This is a genomic window from Streptomyces chilikensis, assembly GCF_001642695.1.
GTDB lineage: Bacteria > Actinomycetota > Actinomycetes > Streptomycetales > Streptomycetaceae > Streptomyces > Streptomyces chilikensis.
The window spans coordinates 3,323-6,772 of the sequence record NZ_LWCC02000110.1; the positions used below are offsets into that span (position 1 = coordinate 3,323).

The 3,450-nt window shown below is 74.5% G+C and carries 3 protein-coding genes; 1 reads left to right on the forward strand and 2 read right to left on the reverse strand.

The features are described 5' to 3' along the window. Both hemQ and hemG read right to left on the reverse strand, forming a co-directional pair. The coding region (gene hemQ, locus A2U95_RS24845; RefSeq protein ID WP_240958039.1) for a hydrogen peroxide-dependent heme synthase at positions 1–670 on the reverse strand (670 nt) is incomplete at its 3' end. A gap of 10 nt (positions 671–680) precedes the next feature. Beyond that, positions 681–2,114 (reverse strand): protoporphyrinogen oxidase, encoded by a 1,434-nt coding sequence (gene hemG, locus A2U95_RS24850; RefSeq protein ID WP_166026967.1) that lies wholly within the window; start codon positions 2,112–2,114, stop codon positions 681–683. A 193-nt stretch (positions 2,115–2,307) separates the two neighbouring features. Here hemG and A2U95_RS24855 point away from each other — a divergent pair, with 193 nt between their 5' ends. Beyond that, entirely contained in the window at positions 2,308–3,315 is a 1,008-nt protein-coding gene (locus A2U95_RS24855) for a DUF4349 domain-containing protein (RefSeq protein WP_166026969.1), read from the forward strand. Positions 3,316–3,450 lie beyond the last annotated feature (135 nt).

Below are 3,450 nucleotides of genomic sequence, written 5' to 3' on the forward strand. Positions count from 1 at the left end.
AGAAGGGGATCTCCTCGCGGACGTGCAGCCGCGCCTTGGAGGCGCGCAGGTGGCGCATCAGGTCGACGATGCGGTGCAGGTCGTTGGCCTCGAAGGCGAGCAGCCACTCGTAGTCGCCGAGGGCGAAGGAGGCGACGGTGTTGGCGCGGACGTCGGGGAAGCCGCGGGCCATCTGGCCGTGCTCGGCGAGCATCGCCCGGCGCTCCTCGTCCGGCAGCACGTACCACTCGTAGGAGCGGACGAACGGGTAGACGCAGACGTAGTCGCGGGCCTCCTCCTCGGCGAGGAAGGCCGGGATGTGGGCGCGGTTGAACTCGGCGGGGCGGTGCAGCGCCATGTTCGACCAGACCGGGTCGAGCGAGCGGCCCAGCTTGGTGCGGCGGAAGAGGTTGTACGCCTCCTGCAGCTGGTCGGCGGTCTCGGCGTGCCACCAGATCATCACATCGGCGTCGGCGCGCAGGCCGGACACGTCGTAGGTGCCGCGGATCGTGACGTCCTTGGCGGCGAGCTGGTCGAACAGTGCCTGGACCTCGTCCGCGTAGCCGGCGCGGTCCTCGGGGAGGACGTCCTTCAGCTTGAAGACGGACCACAGGGTGTAGCGGATGACCTCGTTGAGGTCCTTCGCCTTCTTGCCGATGTTGGGGATCTTGGCGGGAGCTTCGTCACTCATGACCCTATTCTCACTTTCCGGTTCCGAGGCCGAGCACCGGGTCGGCACTCAGTGCGTCGACGGCCGCGTAGGCACTGGCGATGGTGGCGGGCACCCCGACACCGTCGTACGCGGCGCCGCAGACGGCGAGGCCGGGGACGGCGGCGACCCGCTCCCGGATCCGGGCGACCCGGGTGTGGTGGCCCACCGGGTACTGCGGCAGGCCGTCGTCCCAGCGGGTGACCGTGGCCGCGATCGGCTCGGCGGTCAGCCCGGTGGCCTCGTGAAGATCATGCCGTGAGACGTCGACCAGTTCCTGGTCCGAACGGCCCAGGATCGCGGTCTCCCGGTACCTGCCGACCGAGGTCCGCACGACCAGTACCCCGGGGTCCTCGTCGGCGATCCACCCCCACTTGCGGGAGGCGAAGGTGGACGCCTTGATGGTCCGGCCGTCGACCGGGGGCACCAGGAAGCCGCTGCCCGCGGGCAGCCGGGCGTCCGCCTCGGAGCGCCGGAAGGCGAGGCTGACCAGGGCCATGGAGGCGTACTCGACGCCGTCCAGCTCGGCGGCGGCGCCCGGCGAGACGTCCCGCAGCACCCGGGCGGCCGCCCCGGCGGGCGCGGCGACCACCACGGCGTCGGCACGCACCGGGCGGTCCCCGGCCAGCGCCCGCCATCCGTCGGCGTCGCGGCGCAGCGCGGTGACGGGGGCGTTCAGCAGGATCTCCCCGCCGCGGGAGCGCACCGACGCGGCGACCGCGAGCGGCAGCCGCCCGACGCCGCCGGCGATCCCGGCGAAGACGGGACCGGTCTTCGCCTTCGCCGCGGTCTTCTCCTGGAGCGCGCGCACGCCCTCGGTCAGCGACGTGTGGCTGCGGGCGACGTCGAAGAGCTGGGGCACGGCGGCGCGCATCGAGATCTGGTAGGCGTCGCCCGCGTAGACCCCGCCGAGGAGGGGCTCCACCAGGCGGTCCACGACCTCGCGGCCGAGCCGCTGCGCCACGTACGCGCCGACGGCGACGTCCTCGCCGACCTCGGTGCGGGGCAGTTCGGCGTCCCGCTCCACGCGGCGCAGGCCCTCCTCGGAGAGCACGCCGGCCAGCGCGCCGGCGGTGCCGGGCACGCCCATCACGTGGCCCTTGGGCATCGGGCGCAGGGCGCCGCGGGTCCAGAGCGCGGCGGTGGCGGTGGCCGGGGACCGGAGGTCGTCGGCGAGGCCGGCCTCACGGGCGAGTTCCACGGCCTCGGGGCGGCGGGCGAGCAGGGATTCGGCGCCGAGGTCCACGCGGACGCCGGCGATCTCGCCCGGCAGCAGCTTGCCCCCGACGCGGCCGGAGGCCTCGGCCACGGTCACCGCGGCACCGCGGCCCAGCAGGCGGTGGGCGGCGGCCAGGCCGGCGACACCGGCTCCGACCACCAGGACGTGCGGGGAACGGGCGGTGCCGTGGTGGGTCCCAGTTGCCATGACCCCACTCTCTCAAATCGCCCGTCCGGCACGACGCCGCCCCCCGGCCTGCCGTTCGGAGACCGGACCGTGACCGCATCGCGACCCGGAGGACCGAACGCGGCGGCCCGGCGCGGCGTCGAAGAGGCAAAGGCGAAGGCGAAGGGGCACGGACCCGGCGCCACGCACTCGTACACGAACCGGGGGACACCCTATGGCCCGCAGAACCCTGGCAGCGATGCTCCTCGCCGCCTCCCTCGCGCTCGCCGGCTGCGGGGCGGACGACGGCGGGTCCGCCGCCGACCAGAAGTCCGTCTCCGCCGACGACGCGAAGGCCGCCGCGCCCGAGGGGGCGGCGGGGAGCGCGGCCGACGGCGAGGCGGCCGGGAAGGGCGGGGAGGAACGGTCCGGCACCGCCCTGGAGACCACGCACATCATCCGCACCGCCCAGCTCTCGGTCCGCGTGAAGGACGTCGACGACGCGGTGGCCGAGGCCCGCCGGGTCGCCGTTTCCGCGGGCGGCTACGTCGGCAAGGAGGAGTCCCACTCCTACGACTACGACCGCACGGACGAGACCGAGGTCGTCCTGCGGGTCCCGTCGGAGAAGTACGACGGGGTCATGGAGGACCTCAAGGGCACCGGCCACGTCTACTTTCACTCCTCCGAGGCGGAGGACGTCACCGACGAGGTCGTCGACGTGGACAGCCGGGTGAAGTCCCAGCGGGCCGGCGTCGAGCGGCTGCGCGAGCTGATGGACGAGGCGACCGAACTCACGGACGTCGTCGCGCTGGAGGGCGAACTCGCCTCCCGGGAGGCGGAGCTGGAGTCGCTGCTGGCCCGTCAGGCGTCGCTGGAGGACCGGACCTCGCTGGCGACCGTCACCCTCACGCTCACCGACGAGGACCACCTCGACGAGGAGAACCGTGAGGACCCCGACCCCGGCGTCCTGGACGCCCTCAAGGGCGGCTGGGACGCCTTCGTCACCACCCTGCACTGGATCGTCCTGGCCGTCGGGGCGGCCCTGCCGTTCGCCGTCGTGCTCGCCGCCGGCCTGTGGCTCTGGCTGCGCTCGCGCCGCCGTGGCCGCGCCGCGGGCGGGGCCCCGGCCGGCGGGCGGGAGCCGCGAGGGGACCAGGAGGCATGGCGGGACCGGAAGTTCCCGTCACAGGACTTCCCGGGCTCCCCGGAGTCCCCGGAGTCCCGGGGGTCCCAGGAGTCCTGAACGGCCGGGGCCGGGCCCCGTCCGCACCCGGTCCCGCCCCCGGCGCTAGGTTGGCCCCATGAGCAGCGGCGCGAGGCGGGACCGGGAACGACTGGTGGTCATCGGCGGCGACGCGGCGGGCATGTCCGCCGCGTC

Bases quoted from the DNA above. Each gene is read 5' to 3' on its own strand.
- A2U95_RS24855 (WP_166026969.1), top strand. From the start codon at position 2,308: ATGGCCCGCAGAACCCTGGCAGCGATGCTCCTCGCCGCCTCCCTCGCG.
- hemG (WP_166026967.1), bottom strand. From the start codon at position 2,114: ATGGCAACTGGGACCCACCACGGCACCGCCCGTTCCCCGCACGTCCTG.